This window comes from Marinobacter sp. PE14 (genome assembly GCF_053566155.1).
This window is the reverse complement of the sequence record NZ_JBQXNY010000003.1, coordinates 152,223-177,338: the sequence shown is the minus strand read 5'-3', so window position 1 is coordinate 177,338 and position 25,116 is coordinate 152,223. Positions and strand designations below refer to the sequence as shown.

Genomic DNA, 25,116 nt, shown 5'->3' with positions numbered 1-25,116 from the left:
CCAGAATTTGCTATTTTGCTATGCAGTAGCTCACATGTTTATTCCGGCAGCGCCCGGGACACCAGGGCCATCAGCCGGAACCTACACGCGGACCTTAACTGACCATGTCGAATATTGTCGAAACCATCAAAGCCGATCTCAACGCTGCCATCGAAAACGATAAGCTGGTGCTGCCCACCCTGCCAGAGGTGGCTCTTCAGGTCAGAGATATTGCACAGTCCGAGGATTCTTCAATCGCCGATCTGGTCAAGGTCATCAGCAATGACACGGCACTTTCCGCACGCATTATCCGGGTAACCAACAGCCCGCTGTTTCGCGGCAGTCGCGCCATCGAGAACCTGAATATGGCGGTCAGCCGCCTGGGTATGGCCTACACCAGCAACCTGGCCATGGGCCTGGCCATGGAGCAGATGTTCCAGGCCACTTCCGACATGATCGACAAGCGCATGCGCGCCACCTGGCAGACCAGTACCGAAGTCGCCGGTGTGTGCCATGTTCTGGCCCAACACTACACGAAACTCAAGCCTGACCAGGCTACCCTTGCAGGTCTGGTGCACCTGATCGGTGTACTGCCAATCCTGCGTTATGTGGAAGACCAGGATATCCAGATCAGCAGTATCATGCTGGACAACGTGGTTGATGAGCTGCATCCAAAGATCGGGGCGACCATCCTCAAGAAGTGGGATTTCCCGAAAGAGCTCCAGAACGTTCCCCTGGAATACGCCAACTTCAACCGTGAAGTTCCGACGGCCGACTATGCGGATCTGGTGATGGTGGCCAATCTGCAGCTGGTTGCGGGGTCAGAGCACCCCTGGAATGAAATGGACTGGACGAAGATTTCGGCGTTTGATCGTCTTGGGTTGGATCCGAATATCGACATGAGCGAGGAAGAGGATCTGAACGCTCAGATGGAAGCGGCTATGGCGCTGCTTCAGTAATACCCGGTACTTCGTGTGCCCCCTCGCTTTTTGGTGGCTGGCGCGGGGGCGGTGAGTCTTTCCCTCGGGAAAAGAACTCGCTGCGCTCAGACACCTTTTCCTGTCGGGAAAGACTCACTGCCCCCACACCGATCGAACATTGGAAGGGCACTTCTTACCTACCCTTTCAGCTCTTCTTGTATCTCTCGATCAGCTCAGCTTTGCTTGGCAGCGCCCAATCAACCGTGGGCTTTCCCTGCTGTTGCAACCAGTCGTTCGCTTTCGAAAAGTGCTTGCAACCGAAGAAGCCCCGGTAAGCGCTCAGTGGCGAGGGGTGGGGGCCCTCCAGGACCAGGTGTTTGGTGCGGTCGATGTGCTGGCCTTTCTTTTTGGCGTAGCTGCCCCAGAGCAGGAATACCACGCCTTCCCGTTCGCGGTTGATGGTTTCGATGACTTTGTCGGTGAAGGTTTCCCAGCCTTTGCCCTGGTGGGCGCCGGCCTGGCCCTGGACGACGGTCAGAACGCTGTTGAGCAGCAGTACGCCCTGCTCGGCCCAGGGTTGCAGGCAGCCGTGGTCCGGGGGAGCGATGCCCAGGTCGTCCTGGATTTCTTTGAAGATGTTCACCAGCGAGGGTGGGATGGCCACGTCCGGGCGCACGGAGAAGCAGAGGCCGTGGGCCTGGCCAGGGCCGTGGTATGGGTCTTGCCCGAGAATGACCACTCTTACGTTGTCCAGTGGCGTGCTGTTGAGGGCGTTGAAGCAGTGTTGGCTGGCAGGGAACAGGACTTTGCCGGCCTGTTCCTCGGCGGCGAGGAATTCCGCCAGGCCCTGCATGTAGGGCTGGCGAAATTCTTCCGAGAGATGCTCTTTCCAGCCCCGGTCGGGCCTGAGCTGGCTGGCCAGTACCTCAACCGGACTCATGGATCAGTCCTCGTCTTTCCGGCTGTCGGCCTTGTGCTCGGGGCGCATGGCCGGGAACAGGATAACGTCGCGGATTGACGCCGAGTTGGTCAGCAACATGGCCAGGCGGTCGATTCCGATACCTTCACCGGCGGTGGGGGGCAGGCCGTATTCCAGGGCCATCACGTAGTCTTCATCGTAGAACATGGCCTCGTCGTCACCGGCGTCTTTCTCGGCCACCTGAGCCTGGAAGCGCTCGGCCTGGTCTTCGGCGTCGTTCAGCTCCGAGAAGCCGTTGGCGATTTCGCGACCACCCACGAAGAACTCAAAGCGTTCAGTGACGAACGGGTTGCTGTCCTTGCAGCGGGCCAGAGGCGACACTTCTTTGGGGTACTCGGTGATAAACGTCGGCTGCATCAGGCGATGTTCGGCCGTCGCCTCAAAGATCTCGATCTGGACTTTACCCAGGCCCCAACCATCCTTGAGATGAATACCAAAGTCTTTCGCTACCTGGCGGGCACTGGCGTCGTCCGCCAGCTGCTCCGGCTTGATGTCCGGGTTGTAGCGCAGGATGGCATCGACCACGGTCAGGCGCTCGAAAGCCTTGCCGAAATCGTACTCGATGGTTTCTTCGCTGCCATCGGCCAGGGCGCGAGTGTTCACGATTGTGGCTGAACCCAGCACCTTCTGGGTGATGGTGCGCAGCATGTCCTCGGTGAGGTCCATCAGGTCGTTGTAGTCGGCGTATGCCTGATAGAACTCCACCATGGTGAATTCCGGATTATGACGGGTGGAAAGCCCCTCGTTCCGGAAGTTCCGGTTGATCTCGAACACCCGCTCAAAGCCGCCAACGACCAGGCGCTTCAGGAACAATTCCGGGGCAATACGCAGGTACATGTCGATGCCCAGAGCGTTATGGTGGGTCACGAAGGGTCGCGCCGTGGCCCCGCCAGGAATCACCTGCAACATCGGCGTCTCCACTTCCATGAAGTCCCGGTCGGTGAAGTACTGGCGCATGGCGCTGATGATCTTCGAGCGCGCATAGAACACCCGGCGGCTGTCCTCGTTGACCATCAGATCGACGTAGCGGTGGCGGTAACGGGCTTCCGTATCGGTCAGGCCCTTGTGCTTTTCAGGCAACGGGCGCAGGGACTTGGTGAGCAACACGTACTCGTCCATTGTCACGTACAGGTCGCCCTTGCCCGACTTGGACAGGGTGCCGCGCACACCCACGATGTCCCCAAGATCCCAGTGCTTGGTGTCTTTCTGGACATCCTTGGACGCGTAGATCTGGATCCGGCCGGTCATGTCCTGAACCACCTTGAATGCCTTGCGATCGAGCATCATACGGCCGGCAATGGCCACCTTGATACCGAGGGACTCCAGCTCTTCCTTGGTTTTTTCACCGTATTTCGCCTGCAGTTCGGCGGCGGTGGCGTCACGACGGAAGTCGTTCGGGAAGGCGTTGCCCTGGTCGCGCATCTCTGACAGTTTGGCGCGACGCTCGGCAATCAGCTTGTTGTCCTCATGCTGTGCGGCATTCTGAGTTTGATCAGTCATTTTGGCTCACTAGGAATCGGGTTGTCCGGGTTAGCGTGGCAAAGGCGCTGGTTACAGCGCCATCTTCAGGCTGGCTTCGATGAACTTGTCAATGTCACCGTCCAGCACCGACTGGGTATTACTGGTTTCAACCTTGGTGCGCAGGTCCTTGATACGGCTGTCATCCAGAACGTACGAGCGGATCTGGCTACCCCAACCAATATCGGCCTTGGCGTCCTCGGCTTTCTGCTTCTCGGCGTTACGCTCCTGCATCTCACGCTCAAACAGCTTCGCCTTGAGCTGTTTCATGGCCTGGTCCTTGTTCTGGTGCTGGCTCCGGCCAGCCTGACAGGCCACAACAATGCCGGTGGGATTATGAGTCAGACGCACCGCCGACTCGGTCCGGTTAACGTGCTGACCACCGGCGCCCGAGGCACGGTAAACATCCACCCGAAGATCCGCCGGATTGATTTCAATTTCGAAGCTGTCATCCACTTCCGGTGACACAAACACGGAAGAGAAAGACGTGTGCCGACGGTTGCCGGAATCGAACGGTGACTTACGCACCAGACGGTGAACGCCGGTTTCGGTTCGCAGCCAACCATAGGCATAGTCGCCCTGGATGTGAATGGTGGCACTCTTGATACCCGCCACGTCGCCTTCCATCAGTTCGACTATTTCGGCCTTGAAGCCCCGGCGCTCGGCCCAGCGCAGGTACATGCGCAGAAGCATGTTGGCCCAGTCCTGGGCTTCGGTGCCACCAGAGCCGGCTTGTATGTCCAGGTAGGCGTTGTTGGCGTCCATTTCACCGGAGAACATGCGGCGGAATTCAAGCTTCTCAAGCTCTTTATCAAGACCGTCAAGATCTGATTGGATCTCGGCAACGGTGCCCTCATCCTCTTCTTCTGCGGCAATGTCCAGCAGGCCTTCGGCGTCTTCAAGGCCGGAGGTGAGGTTGTCGATGGTCTTGACGATCAGTTCTAGATCCGCGCGCTCCTTCCCCAGAGCCTGGGCCCGCTCGGGATCGTCCCAAACACTTGGCTGCTCCAGTTCGCGCTCAACTTCGATCAGTCGCTCACTACGCTGATCGTAGTCAAAGATACCCCCTGAGCGCTTCAGTGCGCTCACGAAGCTCTTTAATCTTCGTCACAATGGGATTGATTTCCATGAAACCCTTACTCGCTCTTGAAAATGGAGAGTAAAAACAGAGGCGGGATTCTACCGGAAATCGGTTTGTAAATCAGCCTGCGGGTTTCCGTGAATCAGGCAAGAGGCTCGAGGTAATCCACCAGAAGCTGGAGATTGGTGCGCCCCCGGAAGGTATTGGCATCCGGCTTGTAAACCACTCGAGCTCCGGTGCGTGTGTAATCAGGCACTTCCGGTCCGGTATTGAAGGCAATGCCGTCGATAATCCCGCCGCCTTCGACAGGTTGCAACACCAATTTCAGATGGTTTTCACCGACAATCCGCTGGCTGACCACCCGGAACTCACCGTCGAACAGTGGCTCCGGGAAATGCTGCCCCCAGGGGCCGGCCCGCTTGAGCAGCGCGGCGGTGTCCAGGGACAGTTCATTTGCGCCCAGCGGTCCATCGGTTGTGATCGCTGCCTCCAGATCCTCGGCCGACAGGGTGTCCCGAACGGCGCGATCGAAGGCCTCGGAAAAGGCATCCAGATCATCCCTGGCGAGAGTCATGCCCGCAGCCATTGCGTGACCGCCAAACTTTTTCATGATCCCCGGATTGCGTGAGTCGACCACGGCAAGCACATCCCGGATATGAAGCCCGGGAATGGAGCGAGCAGAACCTTTGATGTCTACGCCGTTTTCGTCCGGCGCAAAGGCAATGGTCGGTCTGTGGGTCTGTTCACGGATACGGGCAGCCAGGATTCCGATAACGCCCTGGTGCCAATCGGTATCGAACAGGGCAAGGCCCCAGGGCAGCCCCTCAAGATCCAGAGACATGGAGGCCAGCAGATCCTGTGCCTGGGCTTTCATATCCTTCTCGATGGTCCGGCGTTCCCGGTTGAAGGTATCCAGCTCCCGGGCCAGTCGACGCGCCTCGTCCGGGCTGTCTGCCAGCAGGCAGGCAATCCCGATACTCATGTCGTCAAGCCGGCCCGCGGCATTCAGGCGGGGGCCAACCACAAATCCGAGATCGGTTGAGCTGATGGCCGTGTGGTCGCGGCCTGCGACTTCCAGCAGCGCCAGAATACCGGGACGGGCCTCCCCTTGACGTATCCTGCGCAGGCCCTGCTCCACAAAGATCCGGTTGTTGTGGTCCAGAGGGACAACATCAGCCACTGTGCCGAGCGCCACGAGGTCCAGCAGGCACCCCAGGTTGGGTTCAGGATCAGGCAGGCGATTGGTTTCCCGGAGCTGTTTGCGCAACGCTGTGAGCACGTAAAACATGACGCCAACACCGGCCGCGTTCTTGCTCAGGAAAGGACAACCCGGCTGGTTTGGATTGACGATGGCATCGGCATCCGGAAGCTCTTCGCCGGCCAGGTGGTGATCGGTCACCACCACTTTCACGCCAAGTTCCCTGGCCGCTCGAACGCCTTCAATAGCGGATATGCCGTTATCAACGGTGACCATCAGGTCGGGGAGCTGACCTTCGTCGTGCAGGCGTTCAATAATGCCCGGCGTCAGGCCGTAGCCATCGGCAAACCGGCTGGGAACGCGAAAATCGATACTCTGCAGACCCAGCATTGAAAGCCCAAGCATGGCGACGGCTGTACTGGTGGCACCATCGGCGTCGAAATCGCCGAGCACAAGCACCCGCTGTTGCTGACCGATAGCCTCGGCAAGAAGCTCGACGGCCCGATCAATACCCCTCAGCGACAGCGGTGAAGCCAGGTGTTTCAGGGTGTAGCTTAGCTGCTCATCAGAGGTAACGCCACGGGCGGCGTAGAGGCGGCGAAGCAAGGGAGGCAGGTTTTGCCCCCAGTCCGGAAGGGTATCGGGCTGGGGGCGACGCAGGATCTTTTTTGGTGTCATACCGGATCAGGCGTTTTTCCAGTGCTTGGCAATGAACTCCTGCACACCGGCGATGTTGTTATCCAACACGGTATAGCGCTCTTCCCGCTCGAACAGGTCGGCCATATGGGCTGGCAGCGGCGGCTGTACACTCACGCCGGACTCGGCCACGGCATCCGGGAACTTGGCCGGGTGCGCGGTACCCAGGGTAATCATTGGCACCGCCTGATCACGGCGGCAGTTGCGCGCAGCACGGACGCCGATGGCGGTGTGAGGATCCAGCAGATACTCGTTCTGATCGTAAATCTCACGAATGGTGTCGCAGGTGGCCTTGTCGTCCACCGCATCGCTGTCAAACAGCTTGCGCGCATGCTTCCAGCGATAGTCCTCGATACTGACGGGCCCCTTCGCAGCGTTTTCCAGCAGGGTTTTCACCGCCATTCCGTCCCGGCCATGGAGATCAAACAACAGGCGTTCGAAATTGCTGGACACCATGATATCCATACTTGGAGACAGGGTATGTTCCAATTGGTGCTGCTCGTATTTGTTGCCACTCATGAAGCGATGAAGTATGTCGTTGCGGTTGGTGGCAATGACCAGCTGGGAGATCGGCAGCCCCATCTTCTTGGCAAGGTAGCCGGCAAAGATATCGCCGAAGTTCCCGGTGGGCACGGAAAACGCCATGCTCCGATCCGGGCCACCCAGCGCCAGGGAGGCATGGAAGTAATAGACAATCTGGGCCATGATCCGGGCCCAGTTGATGGAGTTAACAGCTGCCAACTGGGTTTTGCCACCCAGGAACGACTGGTTGCCGAAGCTCTCCTTCACCATGCGCTGACAATCGTCGAAGTTGCCACGCACCGCAATGTTGTGGATGTTCTCGCCCTGGACGGTGGTCATCTGGCGGCGCTGAACCTCTGACACACGCTGGTAAGGGTGCAGAATGAAAATATCCACGTGCTCGCACCGGCGACAACCTTCGATTGCAGCCGAGCCGGTGTCACCAGAGGTCGCTCCCATGATAACCACGTGTTGTTTACGCTTTTCCAGAACGTAATCAAGAAGACGCCCTAACAGCTGAAGGGCGAAATCCTTGAACGCCAGCGTCGGGCCGCGGAAAAGCTCCATCACCCACTCGTTGGTATCCAGCTGAACCAGCGGGGCCACTGCCTTATGGGCGAAGACCGAGTAGGTCTCGTCCAGCATCTTGCGAAAATCATCCGCAGGTACAGCGTCATCCACGAACGGGTGCATGACGTTGAATGCCAGCTCACTATAGGAAAGCCCACGCCAGCTCCGGATTTCTTCCAGACTGAAATGTGGCAGGGATTCGGGAACGTAGAGGCCGCCGTCCTTCGCCAGACCGGTCAGCAAAACATCCTCAAAGCCCAGTGCGGGTGCTTCACCCCGCGTACTGATGTATCTCACGTTCGTACCTGTCAGTTGAAGTTTTCAGCGCGGATGCGGACAACATGGCCATCGGTGTCGGACAGAGCTTCCAGCTCTTCAATCGCACGATTGATCTGACGCTCCTGAACGGTGTGGGTCAGGATGATCACCGGAATACGACCGTCCTTCAGCTCGGATTCCTTCTGCATGATCGACTCGATATTGATGCCATGCTCACTCAGAATGGAGGCAATCTTGGCCAGCACACCCGGACGATCCAGAGCGGTAATGCGCAGGTAGTAGGCGGACTGGATATCCTCCATGGGCAGTACATCCAGGTCTTCCATGGCCTCCGGTGAGAAGCCGAGATAGGGTACACGGAGTTTGCTTTCTGTCGACACGGCACGGGCCACATCCACGATATCCGCAATAACAGCCGACCCGGTTGCCTCATCCCCTGCTCCGGGACCGTAATACATGGTCTGGCCAACGGCATCGCCATCCACCAGGACCGCGTTCAAGACACCATCAACCTGGGCAATCAGATGGCTCTGGGGAACCAGAGTCGGGTGAACACGTAGTTCAATGCCATCATCGCGACGACGGGCAATGCCGAGGTGCTTGATGCGGTAACCCAGCAATTCGGCATGAGCAATGTCATAAGGCGTAATCTTCGAAATGCCTTCGGTGTAGCCTTTCTCGAACTGAAGAGGCACGCCGAACCCGGCCGATGCCAGTATGGTCAGCTTGTGGGCAGCATCAATGCCTTCCACATCAAAAGTCGGGTCTGCTTCGGCGTACCCAAGATCCTGGGCTTCCTTGAGAACCTCGGAAAATTCCCGACCGGCACGCATTTCGGTCAGAATGTAGTTCCCGGTGCCGTTAATGATGCCGGCAATCCAGTCAATGCGGTTTGCCGCCATGCCTTCACGAACAGCCTTGATGACCGGGATGCCACCGGCTACACCCGCCTCGTAGGCCACCACAACACCAGCCTTCTCGGCCGCCTCGAAGATTTCGTTGCCGTGGACGGCAATCAGGGCCTTGTTCGCGGTAACCACGTGTTTGCCGTTGCGGATTGCCGCCAGCACCAGCTCTTTGGCCGCATCATAACCACCGATGAGCTCGACCACGATATCCACGTCGGGATCGTTCACCACGTCGTAAATGTCGGTGCTGAAGGGCACATCGCCGAGGTCCATATCCTCGCGGGCCCGGCGACTGGCAACCCGGGTAATCCGGATATTGCATCCGGCCCGACCGGCAATCAGCCTGGCGTTGCGGGTCAAGACATTAAAGGTACCGCCGCCGACGGTTCCCAATCCGCAGATTCCGACACTGACGTCTTTCAAACTCTCACCTCTGATCCCGAAGGGGTGCTGATGAATTATATTAGGCGGGCATAGTATACCGATTCAGGCCTCACTGAATAAGCCCTGAATCGGATCCTTCGAAAATCCCGTGTAACGCACCTCGTACGATGGGTGCGCCAGGGTGTCAGAGCAGCCCGAGGCCTTCGGCCAGACGCTGCGCCGGGACATAGCCACGAACCATATTGCCATCCTCCAGAACAATGGCAGGTGTCCCTGTAACCCCGACCCGGCCACCAAGTTCATACTGCTCGCCCACCGGATTTTCGCAACTTGCGTCGGCCACTGTGCGGCCGGCCTTGGCTGCGTCCATGGCCGCCTGTTGATCGTCAGCACACCAGACCGACTCGTACTTTCTGAAAGACGCTGTATTGGGACCGGACCGGGGGAACGCGTAGTAATTGACGGTAATGCCATAGTCGTTCAGCTGCGGCACCTCGTCATGCAGCTTCCGACAGTAAGGGCAGTCGATATCAGTAAACACGTTTACCACGGCCTTTTCGTTTTTGGCCGGGAAACTGATAACTCCCTTGTTTCCATAGTCCGCCATCATTTCGCGACGGGCCTCCGTGCGTGCGGCTTCGGTGACATTGGCAATACCCTGATCGGTAATCTTGAGAAGATCTCCCGTCATCAGGTACTGGCCATCCTCGGTCGCGTAAATCGTGTCGCCATTGTTGCTCTGAACCTCATAGAGGCCCTTGGCTTCGGATTGTTTTACCGACACCACCTCAAGGCCGGGGACAGCCTGGGTTAGACGCTCGGAAATCCGGTCTTCCACTTCACCGGCACTGACGCTGGCCGCGCCAAAGGCACCTACGACGACTCCAAGCGCCACAACCACATGTTTCATATTCATTCTGGCAAACAACCTTTTCCAGTAAGCGGTTAAACAACCCGGGCAGTATTGCCACAGGCCGGGAATCAATTCAATGCGACAAGTACACAAAAAGAAAGTTCATCCCCCAATAGCGGAACAGCCCCACTGTTAGCCCCTGGGATGGTGAGCCTGGTGCAGCGACTGCAGTCGCTGACGAGCCACATGGGTGTATATTTGGGTTGTCGACAGGTCAGAATGGCCCAGCAGCATCTGCACCACACGCAGGTCCGCACCATGATTAAGGAGGTGCGTGGCAAAGGCATGCCTGAGCGTATGGGGCGACAGATGTTTGCGAATACCCACTCGAACCGCGTAGTGCTTTATACGATGCCAGAAGGTTTGACGAGTCATTGCCGCAGCACGATTGCCCGGGAACAGCGCATCGCAGGATCGCCCCTTAAGAAGTTCCGGCCGCCCTTCCTTCATATACTGAAGCAACCAGTCCACAGCCTCTTCACCCAATGGGACCAACCTATCCTTGTCCCCCTTGCCGGTGATCCGCACCACGCCCTGGCGAAGGTTTACCTGATCGACCCGCAACTCGGTCAGCTCCGAGACCCGCAGACCGCAACCGTAGAGTATTTCCAGCATGGCCTTATCCCTGAGCTCAATGGCAATTCCGGGGTCCGGCTCGGAAAGCAGCGCATCCACCTCGTCCTCGGTCAGTGAATCGGGGAGACGCCGAGGCAGTTTGGGACTGTCAATCCGCAGGGTTGGGTCTTCGCTTATCAGACCTTCTCGCAGAAGAAACCGGTAAAACCGTCGGAGCCCGGACAGCCGCCTGGCTGCCGTGGAGCTCTTGACGCCCTGTGCGAGGCCACTGGACATCCACGCCAGCAAATCGGTTCGGCGAACATCCGTGAGCACTGGCTTGCCAGGCTGACTTTGGAGCCATTCTGACAATCGCATCAGATCGCTCCGGTAAGCCTGCCGGGTTTTTTCGCCCAGCCCGTCCTCCAGCCAGATGGCATCAACAAACCTGACGATTACCGATTCATCTTCTGCTCTCATGGCAAGTTCCCAGACTGCAAAGGTCTCACGACACATCAAGCATACCGGAACCTCAGACACAAAAAAGGCAGCCCTCGGCTGCCTTTTCCTGACTGCTGTTCAGCGCACTGCTGATCAGCCCAGCTTTTCCTTGATACGAGCCGCCTTACCAGACAGGTCGCGCAGGTAGTAAAGCTTGGCCTGGCGAACATCGCCACGACGCTTCACGCTGATGCTTTCGATCAGCTTGGAGAAGCTCTGGAAAGTACGCTCAACACCAACACCGTAGGAGATCTTACGTACGGTGAAAGAGGAGTTCATGCCACGGTTACGCTTTCCGATGACAACACCTTCGAACGCCTGAAGACGCTCACGGTTACCCTCGGTTACGCGAACCTGAACGACCACGGTGTCACCCGGCGCAAACGCAGGGATTTCCTTGGTCATCTGTTCTGCTTCAAGTTGACTGATGATGTTGTTCTTGCCGCTCATCGTAATGCTCCTGATACCCAATCTGTTAATGCCCTGATTATTCAGAGGCACCCGGTTCGTTCAAAATCTCTTCCAGCAGCTCACGCTCTTCGTCCGTAAACACCCGCTTTTCCAGCAGGTCGGGGCGTCGCTCCCGGGTTCGCCTCAGCGACTGCTTGAGCCGCCAACGCCGGATCTGATCATGGTGACCGCCCAATAAAACATCCGGCACCGCCTGACCCTCGTAAACCTCGGGCCGGGTGTAGTGCGGACAATCCAGCAAACCGTCGGCGAAAGAATCCTGCTCTGCCGACTGCGCATGACCCAGCGCTCCGGGGATGAGGCGTGTAACCGCATCGATAACAGCCATCGCTGCCAGTTCGCCACCGGAAAGCACAAAATCACCCAGTGACACTTCCCGATCGACTTCCGTCGCTATCAGGCGCTCATCAACACCCTCGTACCGGCCCGCCACCAGAATCAGCTGCTGCTCTGCCGCGAGCGACTCGACAACAGACTGGTTCAGCGTCTCACCCTGGGGCGACAAGTAAACCACACAGGGGTTTCCGGGTGCCGCTTCCCGTGCCGCATGGATCGCGTCCTTCAGGGGCTGAATTTTCATCAGCATACCTGGGCCGCCACCATAGGGCCGGTCATCTACCGTGCGATGCCGGTCATGGGTAAATTCACGGGGATTCCAGCTTCGAAAGGTCAGAAGACCATCCCGAACCGCTCGCCCCGTGATCCCGTAATCCGTTACCGCACCGAACATCTCCGGGAACAGACTGACTGCGCCAATCCACACCCGTCAGAACTCCGGATCCCAGTCCACCACCATGCGCTTTGAATCCAGATCAACGTTCTGAACCACTTCGCCAGGCAGATAAGGAATCAGACGCTCACGTTGATCGATGGAACCTGCTGTCGCCTGCACCACCAGAACATCGTTGGATCCGGTTTCCATAAGATGGTGCACTCTACCAAGGCACTCATCATCGACCGTATACACATCAAGGCTTTCCAGCTGAAACCAGTAAAACTCCCCTTCTGGGAGCGCCGGTAACTCAGCCGTAGAAACCCTGACCTCGGCACCACAGTATGTGTGGGCCAGATCACGGTCATTAATGCCTTTCAGCCTGACGACGATCCCCTGCCCTTGGCGGCGACCCTCCTCAAGCTTGGCCGGAATACGTTTGCCATCCAGATCAAGCGTCCAATCGGGATAGTTCAGTATTCCTTCCTTGGGGTCTGTGAAAGAGAAGACTTTCAGCCAACCCTTGACCCCGAACACCGAGGTAATGCGGCCGATCACAGTTTCCTGCGAATTCTGTGTCATGCCATAAACCCCGGTGTCAGTGCTGTCTTACCCAGCAGCCTTCAGCAGCTGTGCAACGCGCTCGCTGGTCTGCGCGCCTTGACCGAGCCAAAATTCGACACGATCACGATCAACGCGAAGACTCTCTTCCTGACCACGGGCAACCGGGTTGAAGAAACCTACACGCTCGATGAAACGACCGTCGCGAGATTTGCGGCTGTCGGTGACTGTCAGATGGTAGAACGGGCGCTTCTTGGAGCCGCCACGAGCCAAACGGATAATTACCATTTAACCAATATCCTGTTCTGTTGAACGAACTTTGTACGATTCACGCCTGCTGAACACCAGCTGACGCGAAGACCCATACTCGAAAGGGGCGCTATTCTATGCTAAAAAAGCGCCAAAGAAAACAGCAAAACCAGTTGTTTCCCCGTTTTCCATGTAAGGCTTTTTACATACGGCCAAACGGAGGCATTCCGCCTCCACCACCGCCGCCCGGGGGCATCATGCCACCCATGCCGCGCATCATATTCGCCATACCGCCTTTCTTGCCAAACTTTTTCATCATCTTCTGCATTTGCTTGTGCTGTTTCAGCAGACGATTGACGTCCTGGATCTGGGTTCCAGACCCCGTGGCGATCCGGCGTTTGCGGGAATTGTTGATCACATCCGGGTAACGCCGCTCTTTTGGCGTCATTGAGCAAATAATGGCTTCCATCTGCCCCATGGACTTGTCGTTGACCTGCTGCTGCGCCACCTGGGCCATCTGCCCCATACCCGGCAGCTTGTCGAGCAGACCACCAATGCCGCCCATGTTCTTCATCTGCTGTAGCTGATCCCGAAAATCCTCCAGATCAAAGCTTTTGCCCTTCTTGATTTTCTTGGTGAGCTTTTGGGCTTTCTTCTGGTCAAGCTTGCGCTCCGCCTCTTCAATCAACGAGAGCACATCACCCATGCCCAGGATCCGGGAGGCAACCCGGTCCGGATAGAACGGTTCCAGCGCATCAGACTTTTCCCCGACACCCAGGAACTTGATCGGCTTGCCGGTAATGTGACGAACAGACAGGGCGGCACCGCCACGGGCATCGCCATCGGTTTTGGTCAGTACCACGCCGGTCAGCGGCAGGGCATCGTTGAACGCCTTGGCGGTGTTGGCGGCATCCTGGCCCGTCATGGCATCGACCACGAACAGGGTTTCAACCGGGTTAACCGCTTTATGCAGCCGGCCAATCTCTCCCATCATCTGCTCGTCAACGTGCAGTCGGCCGGCGGTATCAAGAATCACAACATCAATGTGCTTCTTCCTGGCCGCGGCAATGGCACCTTCCGCAATATCAACCGGATCCTGATCGGCACTGCTCGGGAAGAACTCAACACCCACCTCGCCAGCGAGGGTTTCCAACTGGCGAATCGCCGCCGGACGGTAGACGTCAGCGCTGACCACCAGGACAGATTTTTTCTGCCGCTCCTTGAGGAAGCGCGAGAGCTTGGCGACCGTGGTGGTCTTACCCGCACCCTGCAGACCGGCCATCATAATCACTGCCGGCGGCTGGACGTTCAGATTGAGGGACTCGTTGCCCTCACCCATCACCCGTTCCAACTCCTGCTGGACAACTTTAACGAAGACCTGGCCCGGCGTCAGGCTACGCTGCACCTCCTGGCCAATGGCTCGCTTGCGGACGCCCTCAACAAAGTCCTTCACCACCGGCAGGGCGACATCCGCCTCCAGCAGCGCCATCCGCACTTCCCGCAGAGTGTCCTTTATATTGTCATCAGTGAGGCGCGCCTGGCCGGAAATCTTGCGCAGACTGCCGGAAAGTCGGTCTTGGAGGTTCTCAAACATGTTGCTCTTCCGTACCCCGGATAAATTGAGTGCGTGAATCGACAGAGCCGGCGAGGACTCCTTGATTCCAGTTGCATAATCGCGACATTATAACCAGACTATCGCCCTGAAACGACCAGCCCGGTCAAATCGGTCCAAACCTGCGCCGATCCCCAGTCAGAATAGTGGTTAATAAGGAAGTCATGGGAACGCTGATTCTCGCGGTCACCTCTCTTTTTCTTTACAGCGTCGGTACCGCGCTGCAGGCCCTGCATTTCAGGGGTCGGGTTCAGAGCAACATTGCCATTACCACCCTGATTGGCGTTCTCGCCCTGACCAGCCACGGACTTCTTATTGGCCAGACAGTCCACCACGACGGCGGCTTCGATTTCAGTTTTTTCAAAAGCTCGGTGCTTATTTCCTGGCTGATCGTCTTTCTTCTATTGGGGCTCAACCTTAAAAAGCCGGTGCAAAGCCTGTTCCTCGGCGTTTACCCGCTGGCCGGGCTCACGATTATTCTCGCCCTGGTTACCCATGGACCCTCGAGACTGGTGTCCGATCACAGCTACGGCATGCTCTCCCATATCGCGCTTTCGGTGACAGCCTACAGCCTCTTTACTCTGGCGGCCATCCAGGCGGTTCTTCTTTACTTCCAGAATCGCCAACTGAAGCACAATTACAACAGCCTGCTGGTTCGTAACCTGCCGCCTCTGCAAACCATGGAGTCACTGCTATTCGAGATGGTCTGGGCCGGCGTCGTCATGCTGATTCTGGCTATTGTGACCGGCGCCCTCTTTATAGAGGATCTCTTTGCCCAGAACCTCGCCCACAAGACTCTGTTCTCGATCCTATCCCTGCTGGTTTTCGTGGCGCTCCTGATTGGTCGTTACACCAAAGGCTGGAGGGGCATGACTGCAAGCCGTTGGACCCTCGCAGGCTGCGCACTCCTGATGCTGGCCTTCTACGGAAGCAAGTTTGTGCTAGAGCTGATCTTCCAGCGCGGCGGCTGACACCAGAAGCACCGGTTATTCTCTTGACACAACGCTCGCCAAAACCCTATTTTCGCTACTTGTCAGCAATATAAGGACACCTCTTTTGAACGAAACATCGCTTACCGCGCTGTTTATTCTCCTGGTCGGACTGATCCTGCTTTCCGGTTTCTTCTCGAGCTCCGAGACAGGGATGATGTCCCTCAACCGATATCGTCTTAAACATATGGCCAAAACCGGCCATAAAGGTGCCAAGCGCGCCCAGGGCTTGTTGCAACGAACCGACCAGCTGATCGGCGTTATCCTGATCGGCAACAACTTCGTGAACATCTTTGCCTCTTCGATCGCCACGGTTATCGCGATTCGGGTCTGGGGCGATGCCGGCATCGCGATTGCCACCATCCTGCTGACCATCGTGATTCTGATCTTCGCAGAAGTCACTCCGAAAACCCTTGCAGCACTGTTTCCCGAGAAAATTGCCTTCCCGGCCAGCTACATACTCGGCCCCCTGCTGAAAATCCTCTACCCGATTGTCTGGGCCGTGAACCTGTTCACCGGGGGGATACTGAAACTGCTGGGCGTTTCCGCCGCAGACGCTGCCAACGACCACCTCAGCCGGGAAGAACTGCGAACACTGGTGAACGAGGCAGGCGCCCTGATACCCGCCAAGCACAAGGACATGCTGGTCAGCATTCTGGATCTGGAAAAAGTGACCGTGAATGACATCATGGTGCCCCGAAACGAGGTAGTGGGTATCGACCTGGAAGACGACACCGACACCATTCTGCGCCAACTGAGGAGCAGCCAGCATACCCGGCTTCCGGTCTTCAAGGGCGACATCAACAGTATTCAGGGCATACTGCACCTGCGCAGCGCTTCCAAACTGCTGCAACAGGAGGAAATCAACAAGGCCATGATCATGCAGCTTTGCCAGGAGCCCTATTTCATCCCGGAAAGCACGCCCCTGAACACCCAGCTGATCAACTTCCAGAAAGGCCGTCGCCGTTTCGGCGTGGTTGTCGATGAATATGGCGACGTTCTTGGCCTTGCGACACTGGAAGACATACTTGAAGAGATCGTCGGCGACTTTACGACGGATTATGCCGCCACCAGCCCGGACATCATCCCGCAGGACAACGGCACTTTCATTATCGATGGCACTTCCGCCGTTCGAACCATCAACAAGACCCTTGGCTGGAAGCTCCCTACCGATGGCCCCAAAACCCTTAACGGCCTGATTACCGAAACCCTGGAGAACATCCCCGACACCAACGTCTGCCTGAAAGTGGACGGCCACCGGGTAGAAGTGCTGCAGATCAAGGACAATGTCGTCAAAGCAGCCATTGTGCACCCGAAAAAACGCAAAAAACGTTCCCTGTCACTGAAACAGTAAAAGCCGGAAAGCTCCTCTCCATGGCGCTATAGACCCTTCAGTTATAGCGCCCTCCATTCTTGAAAGATCAAAATTTAACCGCCAGCTTGACCCCCGATGATCCCCCGCCAACACTGAAGGAGCGTGCGATACAAAAACAATCACAAGGAATACGTCCATGAGTCTGACACACACGTTTGGCCTGCTCGCCCATCCCGATCAGGAGTGGGAGGCGATTCGCAATGAATCCGAGACTGTCACAAGACTTTATGCCGGCCACATTCTGTTGCTGGCACTGATCCCGGCTGTTGCCGGCTTCATCGGAACAACCCAGGTGGGCTGGCAAATTGGTGATGGCCAGATCACGAAGCTGTCGGCGGCGAGCGCACTCCAGCTATCCACACTCTTCTACGCGGCCATGCTTGCCGGAATTTTTATACTTGGCAAGTTCATTGATTTTTTTGCCGCCACGTATGATGCGGTGGAACGGACTCCCAGAGGCGTTGCTCTGGCGGCGTACACGGCGACCCCGGTTTTCCTGATTGGCGTGATCGCCGCCTATCCGAACATATGGGTGAATATGCTGGCGGGCCTGGTGGCGGTTGCCTACGCGGTCTACCTACTATACGAAGGGCTACCGATCCTGATGAAGATTCCGGCGGACAAGGGGTTCATGTTCGCTTCTGCAGTCCTGACGGTTGGCCTGGTTATGTTTGTCGCCCTGCTCGCCATCAGTGTCGTCATCTGGAGCATGGGCATAGGCCCGGTTTACGTGAACTGACCGCTAATTCTCAGGCAAGTCAGTAATCTGCATGAGGGTGCCTGTCCGGCACCCCGTGTTTTTTTGAATTTGCTCTCACGTTAGCGTTTGGTCATGTTAACTTTGGGCAAAATGCGGTAAATTTAACCAATAACGAGAATCCAAGGATTTCAAGCTCGGTCATGTATCCGGTTGAGGCGTAAACAGGAGTCTGCCATGAACAAGCAGTCCGGCATACATTACCTCCGCGAACACAGGGAAGCCGGAAGTAACAGACCGGTTCCTGCGGAGGTCACCCGCATCCGGGACACGGTTGTCGCCGGGCTCGGTGATTTGCTGCAGGGCGCCTTCGACGCCGTCGACGATTCACTGTTCGAGTTGGCCAATAATGCCCGCAGCAACAACGAACAGAACCGGTATTTCGAGGCGATGCGTGAAATTCGCATCAAGCGTAAGGGTGTCGAGCGGCATTTCCAGAACACCGTTGCCCAATATTTTGCCACCCCCCCGCATACCGGACCGCTTCAGGAAGAACAGCTGAGCAAGCAGGCCAGCGCAGACACTCTTGCCCTGGTCGGCAATGACGACCTTGAGGAGCAGGTTGCGCTCAATGCCATGATCACCAAGGCAAAGGCGCACTTTCAGGGTCCACTGCTCCAACTCCAGACCCGTTTCAGTCAGGTGTACCCGGAAGCCACCGACGAATCACCGGTCAATCCGATGGCACCAGAACACCTGTGCAGTGCGTTCACAGAGGCAATACAAGCCCTTGAGATCCAGATTCGTGAACGCCTGATCCTGCTCAAACAGTTTGACCGCTATGTTGTATCCAACCTCGGCATGCTGTTGGACGAAGCCAACCGTATACTGATCCAGGCCGGCATCATTCCGAACTTCCGTTATCACGGCAAGGCCGGGCAGCAACATGAGGCTTCTGGAAAACAGAGCTCTAGCTCAGAGAAAGACGAATCGAACAAAGCAGGCACTGAAACCCTGGAAGGTGGCCGGGATGCAGTGGGTAGTAGCGCTGTGTTCGAGCAGATTCGTCAGATGCTTGCATTACAAAGGGCCAACGCAGGCATGCCTCCGAGAGCATCTGACCCATCCTTGCGAGTTATCGGCGACTCGGAATTAGCGAGCCTGCTCCATGCGCTGCCACTTGCTGGTGCTAGTTGGCAGAACCAAAGCAATTTAAGTGATGGCGAACCGCTAAACGTAGACCTCAGACAGCTGGTCCACCAGCTACTCCAGGAAGAAGCTGACCACGGTGATGGACGGCAACCCGCACTCAACGAAGTTGATGAAGACCTGATCAATCTCGTCTCTATGCTGTTCGAGTTCATTCTCGACGACTACAACCTCTCCGCTCCGGTCCAGGTTCTGATAAGCCGGCTGCAGATTCCGATCCTGAAAGTGGTTATTCGAGACAAGAGCTTTTTCAGTCGCGCCACACATCCTGCTCGTAGGCTGTTAAATTCCCTTGCCAGGGCAGGTATTGGCTGGAGCAATAGTGACGAAAAGTCAAAGGATAAGCTGTATGGACAGATCCATAACATTGTTCAGCGGATCCTGAACGAATTCGATGGTGACATTTCTCTCTTTGAAACCCTCAATCAGGAGTTCGAGGAGTTTCTGGAGCGCGAGAACCGCAAAGCATCACTTGTCGAGCAGCGAACCCGAGAATCTGAGAGGGGGCGAATCAAATCCCAGGCGGCGCAAGAAACTGTCGACAACCTTCTTAAAGAGAAGGTGTCCCGTTATAAAATGCCGCAACCCGTTCATGATATCCTGATGAACGGGTGGAGCCGCGTTCTTTTCCTCGCCTACCTCAGAGACGATGTCGAACACCGATGGAATTCAACCGTGAAAGTTGTTGATGACCTCATCTGGTGTTTGCACCCTCATCAGGAGGACAATGAACGGGACGAATGGGTGCGCGTGGTTCCCAGCCTCCTGAAGTCGCTAAGGTCAGGACTCGAGGAAGTCTCCTATAATTCCTCAAAACTTGATGAAATGATGGGGCAACTGAAACACGAGCTTGCTGAAGCATTCCGGACCAACGCTGTGATTGAACCCCGCGAGGAAGCAGCTACAACGTCGGTTGATGATTCAGAAAGCCACACCTCGAAAAAGGCCAACAGGCAGCAAGAATTGGAAGACGCGGCCGTGGCTGAATATGTCGCTCAGATAGATGGTCTGCAGATCGGCAACTGGGTCGAGTTCCGTCTGGTCAATGGCGCAAACTTCCGCTGTAAGCTTTCCGCTATCATCGACGAAGCAGATTGCTTTGTCTTTGTGAACCGGATGGGGCTGAAAGTGATTGAGAAAACCCGGATTGAACTGGCCCATGAAATGCGCCGTGGCCGGCTGACCCTGCTTGAGCAGGGCGCATTGATTGATCGGGCCCTGGATGCGGTTGTCGGCACCCTCCGGAGCAAGACCGCCTGACGCCAATGCCTGAAAAAAGCAGTCCCAATGCCCTGCCGGCTTCGTACCGGCTTGGGCTTGCCGTATCTCTGGCACTTTTCCTACACACGCTCCTGCTCTCAGGCATCCCCACTCCCATGGAAGAACCAACGGCCACTCACAGAGAGAGTGTCCGGTTCGAGCTGATAGCACCGGGCACGCATAGAACGGTCGCCGATCCGTCGGCTGACCCCACCCCTCGTCAGGATACAGCGCGGATAACACCGTTTGAGATTGATCCCCCTGAGCCGGAACCCCTCTCCAAACCGGAGATTGTTACCTCCCGCGAGCCGCAAACCCCCGCCCCGAATGAGGCAACGAATACCAGCGGGCCCCAGAGCGAGGCCGCACAGTCAAGCGCCAGCTCTGCTGCCGGCGAAAACGCGGAACAGCCCCCGGGGAACCCGGAGGAGAGCATTACACGGGTTACGGAGTCACCGGGCGAGCTCGACCCCTACGTGGTCAAACTGGCTGTCCATCTGGCTCATCAGCTTGAAGAACTGAGAGTGCCGGCCATGAGGAGTCTCACTGACACGGTCGCTATGGAGGTTGAACTGCGGTTGCTGGGAAATGGCGCCCTGACCCGGGCAAGGGTGTTGAAATCAACAGGAATCAAGACGATTGATGAGGCTGCATATCGGGCGGCGCTGGCGGCAAGCCCCTACCCCCAGCCACCGAAGGACGGCGGGAGCGCTAACCGCTTCGAGGTCGAACTGTTGTTCACCCCGAAACGGCTCTGACCGGCAGTGATCAGGCTTCTGTCTGCTTCGCCGCCTCTTTGACAAGCTTGGCCAGCTCACCGCTCTCGGACATTTCCAGAACGATGTCACAACCGCCAACCAGCTCACCATTGATGTACAGCTGGGGATAAGTGGGCCAGCTGGAGTGAACCTTCAGGGCTTCACGAAGCTCCTGGTTATCCAGAATATTGACGAAGGCAAAGCGTTCGCCGCAGGCCATTACCGCCTGTACTGTTTTGGCCGAGAAGCCACACTGGGGTGCCTGGGGGCTACCCTTCATGTACAGGATGATCGGGTTCTCTTCGAGCTGGCTCTTAATGGTTTCATTGATATCCATGAACATTCACCTCTGTTGGAACAGTCTTGCCACACGGCAATTTTCTTGACGCTATTGTACACGGGTGCCGAACGCCTCACCAAACACCTTGATTTGACCTCGAGCAACACCGGCAGTTCCAGCCCGGCCACAGCGTTGTCATACCTGCTCCGAAGGGCTAGACTTGATGCCCCCATTTTTTCAGTCAACGTTCAGGCAATCCCGCCAACGGCGGGGTTCGTTGAGATAAGGGCCATTGCATGGCGGCAAGACATTTTCTGACATTGAATGACATGACAACCAACGAGCTGGAAAGCCTGGTTGATCATGCCACAGCATTGCGCAACGAGTGGCGGCAAGGGAAGGTTCGGGACTCACTCAAGAACCGTGTCCTTGCGATGATCTTCGAAAAATCATCAACGCGAACCAGGGTTTCTTTTGAAGCCGGCATGACCCAACTCGGCGGCTCCGCAATGTTCCTGTCGCCACGGGATACCCAGCTTGGCCGCGGCGAGCCGATAGAAGACTCCGCTATCGTCATTTCCAGCATGGTTGATGCGGTGATGATTCGCACATTTGCCCATGAAACGGTAGAGCGCTTCGCGGCTGCATCAAGAGCGCCGGTGATCAATGCCCTGACCGATGACTTTCACCCCTGCCAGCTGCTGGCCGACATGCAAACGTTCCGGGAACACAGAGGCAGTATTCGCGGCGCCACCGTGGCCTGGATCGGCGATGGCAACAACATGTGCCACTCGTACATCAATGCCGCTGCCCAGTTTGATTTCAACCTGAACATCGCCTGCCCGGAAGGCTACGAGCCGGCAGAATCGATGATCAAGGGCCACGAAGACCGGGTCAAGGTATTCCGGGAGCCGGCCGAGGCGGCCCGAAACGCTCAACTCCTGGTGACAGATGTCTGGGCTTCCATGGGCCAGGAAGACGAACAGAAGGCCCGTGAAAAGGCTTTCAGTGGCTATCAGATCAATCCCGGGCTGCTCTCTGTAGCCGATAAGGATGTGCTGTTCATGCATTGCCTGCCGGCTCATCGTGGCGAGGAAATATCGGCCGACATGATGGAACATCCCGCCTCCGTGGTCTGGGACGAGGCCGAGAACCGCCTGCACGCCCAGAAGGCACTGCTCGAATTTCTCATCCTGAACCGGCTGGACTGACTCCATGAGTACAACCGCGCAATCTCAGGCAGACTGGCTGCTCGAGGTCAATAACCTGTCCTGTGGCTACGGCGGGGATTCCGTGGTCAAAGATGTCAGCTTTGCCCTGAGCCATGGCGACATCGGTTGCCTGCTCGGCCCAAGCGGCTGCGGCAAAAGCACCATACTGCGTGCCCTCGCGGGCTTTCTTCCGCTGAGTGGTGGCGAGATCTCTCTGCAGTCCCAGGCCATCAGCCTGCCCGGACGCACTCTGCCCCCGGAAAAGCGGCGGATCGGTATGGTGTTCCAGGATTACGCCCTGTTTCCGCACCTGACCATTGCAGACAACGTGGGGTTCGGCCTGCGCAATCTGAACAAGGCGGAAAAGCGGCAGAAGGTCATGGAGCTGCTGAATGTCGTGCACTTGCAGGATCTGGCCGACAACTACCCCCATGAACTGTCGGGCGGCCAGCAGCAGCGGGTTGCACTGGCCCGCGCCCTGGCACCGGAGCCCACCCTGATTTTGCTGGATGAGCCGTTTTCCAACCTGGACGCGGATCTGCGGCGGCGGCTGAGCCTGGATGTTCGCGAAATCCTGAAGACTCTGGGCATCAGCGCCATTCTGGTGACCCACGACCAACAGGAAGCCTTCGCAATGTGCGATCAGGTCGCCGTGTTGCGGGACGGCAGGATCCAGCAGTGGGACGTGCCCTACAACCTCTACCATGAACCGGCGAATCGTTTCGTTGCCAGCTTCGTGGGTCAGGGCGGATTCGTCCCCGGCACCGCCCTTGGGCCGGATACCATTGAATCCGAGCTGGGCGTGATCCACGGCAACCGGGCCTACAAATGGGAACCCGGCACCCTGGTAGACGTTCTGATCCGGCCCGATGACATCGTTCATGACCCCGACTCAGATCTGCAGCCCAAGGTGGTTGAGAAAACCTTTGCCGGCACTTCTACTCTTTACCGTTTCCGGTGTTCCGAGGACACAGAGTTTGAAGCCCTGTTCCGCAGCCACCTGGATTTCAATCTGGGCGAGCATGTGCCGGTGCGTGTCGAGGCGGATCACCTGATTGCCTTCGAACGCACCACCTGATTCATAAATTTAGTTGTTGCAGACGCGCTCAACGGCATCCAGCCAGCCAGCGTAGAGTGATTCTCGCAAAGCCGGGCGCATTTCCGGATGGAACTGCCGCTCGCATTCCCAGAGCCCGGAGATCTGCTCAAGGCTGTCGAAAACACCTGTCTGCAGTCCCGCAAGGTAGGCGGCGCCAAGAGCGGTTGTTTCTGTGACCCGGGGCCGGTCAACGGTGACATTCAGTATATCGGCCAGAAACTGCATCACCCAGTCGTTCACCACCATACCGCCATCCACTCGCAGCGATTCAAGTCGAGCGCCGTCATTCTGGATCGCCCGCACCAGGTCCTTGGTCTGATAGCAGACGGACTGCAGGCCAGCGGTAACGATCTCGCCAATGCCCGTATCCCGGGTCAGGCCCATGATGGCGCCGCGGGCATGGGGATCCCAATGAGGCGCTCCCAGGCCGGTAAACGCCGGGACCAGGTAAACCGGATTGTCGACTCCGACGGCCTCCGCGTGGGCGGAAGATTCGTTGGCGTGGGCAATCAGCTTGAGCCCGTCTCTCAACCACTGCATGGCAGCACCTGCGACAAAAATACTGCCTTCCACCGCGTAACAGGGCTTGCCGTTCAGGCGATAGGCCATGGTGGTCAGCAAACGGTTCTCGGACCGAACGGCCTTATCGCCCGTATTGAGCATGAGAAAACAGCCGGTGCCGTAGGTGCTCTTGGCCATGCCCGGACGAAAGCACGCCTGCCCAACGAGAGCAGCATGCTGATCCCCTGCAATGCCGGCAATCATAACTGGCGCGCCCAACCACTGCGCTTCGGCGGTGCCATAATCTGCGGCGCTATCGAGTACGTCCGGCAGCAAGGCCCGGGGCACGCGAAACAGGGCCAGAAGGTCTTCGTCCCAGTCCTGCTTGTGAATATTGAAAAGAGCCGTTCTCGACGCATTGGTGGCATCGGTGCAGTGGGATTTGCCGTCAGTCAGGTTCCAGAGCAGCCAGCTGTCCACCGTTCCAAAAGCCAGCAAACCGGATTCGGCCCGGCCGCGGGCACCCTCCACGTTATCCAGAATCCAGGCTATCTTGGTGGCCGAAAAGTAGGGATCAATCAACAGCCCGGTTCGTTCAACAACCGTGTCTTCATGGCCATCGGATTTCAGCTTGGTGCACCAGGACGCGGTTCGACGATCCTGCCAGACAATGGCGTGGTAGATCGGCTCGCCGGTTGCCCGGTCCCAGATCACAGTGGTTTCACGCTGATTGGTGATACCGATACCTGCCAGCTCCGAAGCCTCGATGCCAGCTTTCTCGAGAGCACCACGGCACACCGCCAGAGTACTGTCCCAGATTTCCCGGGCATCATGCTCTACCCAGCCATCTTTCGGAAAAAACTGGTGAAATTCCTGCTGGTCGGTTGCAACGCTGTTGCCCGTTTGGTCAAAAACAATGGCGCGGGAACTGGTTGTACCCTGGTCGATGGCAAGCAGATAACGGGTCATGGACGGCCTCCTGTTGTTTAACAGGATTCTAGCAGCAGAGCAGCCGGGAAAGGGTGACCGATCAGGAATTTGGGACCAGGCATAAAAAAAGGGCCGGAAAACCGGCCCTCAAATGACGAATGAAACAAGGAAAGTTCGTAAGAACTACAACCTCAAAAGT

Annotated in this window: 23 protein-coding genes; 8 read left to right on the top strand and 15 right to left on the bottom strand. The window is 57.1% G+C overall.

Going from position 1 to position 25,116, the window contains the following annotated elements:
• Positions 1–104 precede the first annotated feature (104 nt).
• The gene (locus ACWJ62_RS11495) at positions 105–938 is read left to right on the top strand and encodes an HDOD domain-containing protein (RefSeq protein WP_014576275.1); all 834 of its coding nucleotides are present in this window, start codon (positions 105–107) and stop codon (positions 936–938) included.
• Positions 939–1,104: 166 nt separating this feature from the next.
• Here the strand turns inward: ACWJ62_RS11495 and ung are convergent, their stop codons facing one another.
• The 13 genes from ung to ffh all read right to left on the bottom strand — a co-directional run bounded on the left by ung (position 1,105) and on the right by ffh (position 14,590).
• Positions 1,105–1,839, bottom strand: coding sequence for a uracil-DNA glycosylase (ung, locus tag ACWJ62_RS11490; protein WP_449286316.1), 735 nt, complete (start codon positions 1,837–1,839; stop codon positions 1,105–1,107).
• Between the two features lie 3 nt (positions 1,840–1,842).
• The gene (lysS, locus tag ACWJ62_RS11485; protein WP_449286315.1) at positions 1,843–3,378 is read right to left on the bottom strand and encodes a lysine--tRNA ligase; all 1,536 of its coding nucleotides are present in this window, start codon (positions 3,376–3,378) and stop codon (positions 1,843–1,845) included.
• 51 nt (positions 3,379–3,429) lie between these two features.
• Positions 3,430–4,525 (bottom strand): peptide chain release factor 2 gene (gene prfB / locus ACWJ62_RS11480; protein WP_449286314.1). Its coding sequence is split into 2 segments (ribosomal slippage): positions 3,430–4,452 and positions 4,454–4,525, totalling 1,095 coding nucleotides; the frame shifts between segments, so codons are not numbered across the junction.
• Between the two features lie 94 nt (positions 4,526–4,619).
• Positions 4,620–6,353, bottom strand: coding sequence for a single-stranded-DNA-specific exonuclease RecJ (gene recJ, locus ACWJ62_RS11475; protein ID WP_449286313.1), 1,734 nt, complete (start codon positions 6,351–6,353; stop codon positions 4,620–4,622).
• Positions 6,354–6,359: 6 nt separating this feature from the next.
• Positions 6,360–7,760, bottom strand: a complete 1,401-nt coding sequence (thrC, locus tag ACWJ62_RS11470) for a threonine synthase (RefSeq protein ID WP_449286312.1) — start codon at positions 7,758–7,760, stop codon at positions 6,360–6,362.
• An 11-nt stretch (positions 7,761–7,771) separates the two neighbouring features.
• Positions 7,772–9,073 carry a homoserine dehydrogenase gene (locus ACWJ62_RS11465; RefSeq protein WP_449286311.1) on the bottom strand — a complete coding sequence of 434 codons (1,302 nt, stop codon included), beginning with the start codon at positions 9,071–9,073 and terminating at the stop codon, positions 7,772–7,774.
• Positions 9,074–9,218: 145 nt separating this feature from the next.
• Positions 9,219–9,950: a DsbC family protein gene (locus ACWJ62_RS11460; RefSeq protein WP_449286310.1), complete on the bottom strand. Its 732-nt coding sequence runs from the start codon at positions 9,948–9,950 to the stop codon at positions 9,219–9,221.
• Positions 9,951–10,079: 129 nt separating this feature from the next.
• The gene (xerD, locus tag ACWJ62_RS11455) at positions 10,080–10,982 is read right to left on the bottom strand and encodes a site-specific tyrosine recombinase XerD (RefSeq protein ID WP_449286309.1); all 903 of its coding nucleotides are present in this window, start codon (positions 10,980–10,982) and stop codon (positions 10,080–10,082) included.
• A gap of 114 nt (positions 10,983–11,096) precedes the next feature.
• Positions 11,097–11,453 carry a 50S ribosomal protein L19 gene (gene rplS, locus ACWJ62_RS11450; protein ID WP_008176237.1) on the bottom strand — a complete coding sequence of 119 codons (357 nt, stop codon included), beginning with the start codon at positions 11,451–11,453 and terminating at the stop codon, positions 11,097–11,099.
• A 37-nt stretch (positions 11,454–11,490) separates the two neighbouring features.
• Complete coding sequence (gene trmD, locus ACWJ62_RS11445; protein WP_449286308.1) at positions 11,491–12,237, bottom strand: tRNA (guanosine(37)-N1)-methyltransferase TrmD; 747 nt, start codon at positions 12,235–12,237, stop codon at positions 11,491–11,493.
• Between the two features lie 3 nt (positions 12,238–12,240).
• Positions 12,241–12,768, bottom strand: a complete 528-nt coding sequence (gene rimM / locus ACWJ62_RS11440; protein WP_449286307.1) for a ribosome maturation factor RimM — start codon at positions 12,766–12,768, stop codon at positions 12,241–12,243.
• Positions 12,769–12,795: 27 nt separating this feature from the next.
• Positions 12,796–13,035, bottom strand: coding sequence for a 30S ribosomal protein S16 (gene rpsP, locus ACWJ62_RS11435; protein ID WP_088829094.1), 240 nt, complete (start codon positions 13,033–13,035; stop codon positions 12,796–12,798).
• A 163-nt stretch (positions 13,036–13,198) separates the two neighbouring features.
• Positions 13,199–14,590: a signal recognition particle protein gene (gene ffh / locus ACWJ62_RS11430; RefSeq protein ID WP_202347112.1), complete on the bottom strand. Its 1,392-nt coding sequence runs from the start codon at positions 14,588–14,590 to the stop codon at positions 13,199–13,201.
• Between the two features lie 182 nt (positions 14,591–14,772).
• On the opposite strand from ffh, the gene ACWJ62_RS11425 reads away from it, so the two are divergent.
• The 5 genes from ACWJ62_RS11425 to ACWJ62_RS11405 all read left to right on the top strand — a co-directional run bounded on the left by ACWJ62_RS11425 (position 14,773) and on the right by ACWJ62_RS11405 (position 20,896).
• Entirely contained in the window at positions 14,773–15,579 is an 807-nt protein-coding gene (locus tag ACWJ62_RS11425; RefSeq protein ID WP_449286306.1) for a cytochrome C assembly family protein, read from the top strand.
• Positions 15,580–15,664: 85 nt separating this feature from the next.
• Complete coding sequence (locus tag ACWJ62_RS11420; RefSeq protein ID WP_449286305.1) at positions 15,665–16,951, top strand: HlyC/CorC family transporter; 1,287 nt, start codon at positions 15,665–15,667, stop codon at positions 16,949–16,951.
• Positions 16,952–17,108: 157 nt separating this feature from the next.
• Positions 17,109–17,711 (top strand): Yip1 family protein, encoded by a 603-nt coding sequence (locus ACWJ62_RS11415; RefSeq protein ID WP_449286304.1) that lies wholly within the window; start codon positions 17,109–17,111, stop codon positions 17,709–17,711.
• Between the two features lie 195 nt (positions 17,712–17,906).
• The gene (locus tag ACWJ62_RS11410) at positions 17,907–20,138 is read left to right on the top strand and encodes a DUF1631 domain-containing protein (protein WP_449286303.1); all 2,232 of its coding nucleotides are present in this window, start codon (positions 17,907–17,909) and stop codon (positions 20,136–20,138) included.
• 5 nt (positions 20,139–20,143) lie between these two features.
• Entirely contained in the window at positions 20,144–20,896 is a 753-nt protein-coding gene (locus tag ACWJ62_RS11405) for an energy transducer TonB family protein (RefSeq protein ID WP_449286302.1), read from the top strand.
• Between the two features lie 10 nt (positions 20,897–20,906).
• Here the strand turns inward: ACWJ62_RS11405 and grxD are convergent, their stop codons facing one another.
• Entirely contained in the window at positions 20,907–21,233 is a 327-nt protein-coding gene (gene grxD, locus ACWJ62_RS11400; protein ID WP_449286301.1) for a Grx4 family monothiol glutaredoxin, read from the bottom strand.
• Between the two features lie 239 nt (positions 21,234–21,472).
• On the opposite strand from grxD, the gene argF reads away from it, so the two are divergent.
• Together argF and ACWJ62_RS11390 are read left to right on the top strand one after the other, a co-directional pair.
• On the top strand, positions 21,473–22,387 hold the full coding sequence (argF, locus tag ACWJ62_RS11395; protein WP_449286300.1) for an ornithine carbamoyltransferase: 915 nt from the start codon (positions 21,473–21,475) through the stop codon (positions 22,385–22,387).
• A 4-nt stretch (positions 22,388–22,391) separates the two neighbouring features.
• On the top strand, positions 22,392–23,465 hold the full coding sequence (locus ACWJ62_RS11390) for an ABC transporter ATP-binding protein (protein ID WP_449286299.1): 1,074 nt from the start codon (positions 22,392–22,394) through the stop codon (positions 23,463–23,465).
• 9 nt (positions 23,466–23,474) lie between these two features.
• On the opposite strand, the gene glpK is transcribed toward ACWJ62_RS11390, so the two are convergent.
• Complete coding sequence (gene glpK, locus ACWJ62_RS11385; RefSeq protein ID WP_449286298.1) at positions 23,475–24,956, bottom strand: glycerol kinase GlpK; 1,482 nt, start codon at positions 24,954–24,956, stop codon at positions 23,475–23,477.
• Positions 24,957–25,116 lie beyond the last annotated feature (160 nt).